The organism is Schlesneria sp. (genome assembly GCF_036405755.1).
GTDB classification, from domain to species: Bacteria; Planctomycetota; Planctomycetia; order Planctomycetales; family Planctomycetaceae; genus Schlesneria; species Schlesneria sphaerica.
Genome location: NZ_DASWWZ010000037.1, coordinates 1 through 1,695 on the forward strand (window position 1 = coordinate 1; position 1,695 = coordinate 1,695).

Genomic DNA, 1,695 nt, shown 5'->3' on the forward strand with positions numbered 1-1,695 from the left:
AACAACGAATCCGGTGGACGTATCGGAGCGGAGACTTTCAACGGTTTTTCGACGATGTCCCCATCATTGCTGTCGGCCAACAACATCTTGATCTGGTGGAAGCGCTTGAGCCTTGGCCACTGGACCGAATGATTCCCTTCACCCCGGAAGTTCTCGCAGGATTCTACTCACGTACGTATGACGTTGAACTGGACGACGGTTTTCAATTTGCACGGCAGAGAATCGAGTCCTCATTATCGATGGAAGTCCGCCAGCGGATTGGGGGAGACACCCAGCAAGTCCACTCACAGCAAACGAACTACTCGGCGGTTACCTTCAAACATATTCTGCTGCCCGTCTGGTTGCTCGCCTATCGTTATCGTGGAAAGACCTATCAGGTCATGATGAATGCAGCGACGGGAGAAGTCTCAGGCCATCGGCCTTACAGTTGGGTAAAGATTGGCTTTGCAGTCCTGTTCGCGACAATCCTCATCTTCATCTTCTGGGCGATGTCAGGCAATCACGGAGATGTTCGCTTCATGATCGACGACGGTTTCCGCTGAGAGTTCTGCCCGATCGGGTGATCTGGTCTTCGTCGGGAAGGTATAGCTCATGGCAGAAAGCAGAGCCCGTCTGCCGCTCGGGCTTTCGCAATGAGGATTCAGACGCCCTGGAGCGATCTGTGAAAGGCGAGCACTTGTTGGCTTGCGACTTGCCGTTACAAACAGTCAATCATAATGAACAAACGACTCCTCTTTTTTCCGCAGCTGGCTGAAAGATCTCGATAAGGCAAATTCCTTAAATGAATTTGCCTTATCGAGATCGATTTTGCGAGGTTAGTAGGGGTTGGCATGACAACTGCAAATCTCGCTGATACTTGGCACTGCCCCATTCCGGAAAATGATCATGAAGATGTTCGTCAAGATTACTGTCGAGCGTAAGCTCAGCCACTGGACGGCCTGGTTCAATAACGCACCACAGATTACAGCGGGGGGATGGTTGCCTGGAGCCGCGATCCAGAGGCTGCTGGAGCTTGTGGATGACGCCTGCTTCTCTGACGATGACCTCATTCCGGTCGAGGCTGATCAAGGGGACGGACACCTGGAATTTCTGGTTCCCCTCCGCGAACGAAGCCGAATTCCGGTCCCCTCAGTCAATTGACGAACACGTTGGTCTCTGAACGAACAATTGATGGAAGATTTCTCGTCCGCGTCGGGCTCGCGGGATCGATGTTCCGTTGGACTGAGGAGGGATTCTATTGTGCCTGCGAACGCTGATCAGTTTTTGCGAGCCATCGAAACAGAACAGCTCTCTGCCGTTCCGTGTACGAACAAGGATACCTATTCCATCGGGATTCTGATCGAAGGGGCCGAGGTCGATCGCGTCGGCTGCCTCTTATCTGATCGTCCCTTTGCCAGGCCATCACGTGACGGCCGCAGTGTGGAAATCTTCCCATCCCCGGGGATGCCGGACGGTTTTGAAGTCCAGTGTTCAACCCACGAAGAAGCCGTTCTCATCGCAGAATCCATCGATACTTGTCTGGAAACCGCATATTTGAAGTTAGTCGATCCCGAACACTCGGCGTAGTGCTCTCATCCCCTTGGACGCAGTTCACCAGAATTCAATAGCCAGCGCGTCGTTCGAGTCGGATAAGACGGGGGGTCGCGGATCTCTACGCACCGTGCTCTATCGTGCCACCCGTCACGCCCTCGGTAA

2 protein-coding genes and 1 pseudogene are annotated in these 1,695 nt (G+C 53.4%); all 3 read left to right on the top strand.

Features of this window, described 5'->3' with window-relative positions; genetic code table 11:
* Positions 1 to 542 (top strand): annotated as a pseudogene (locus VGE80_RS01245) (hypothetical protein); the annotation flags it as partial.
* Positions 543 to 885: 343 nt separating this feature from the next.
* Positions 886 to 1,140, top strand: a complete 255-nt coding sequence (locus VGE80_RS01250; protein ID WP_440591383.1) for a hypothetical protein — start codon at positions 886 to 888, stop codon at positions 1,138 to 1,140.
* A gap of 99 nt (positions 1,141 to 1,239) precedes the next feature.
* Positions 1,240 to 1,566 (top strand): hypothetical protein, encoded by a 327-nt coding sequence (locus VGE80_RS01255; protein ID WP_440591384.1) that lies wholly within the window; start codon positions 1,240 to 1,242, stop codon positions 1,564 to 1,566.
* Positions 1,567 to 1,695 lie beyond the last annotated feature (129 nt).

What these genes read in the sequence shown, in the direction of transcription:
- VGE80_RS01250 (WP_440591383.1), top strand. Translation starts at nt 886, where the DNA reads ATGAAGATGTTCGTCAAGATTACTGTCGAGCGTAAGCTCAGCCACTGG.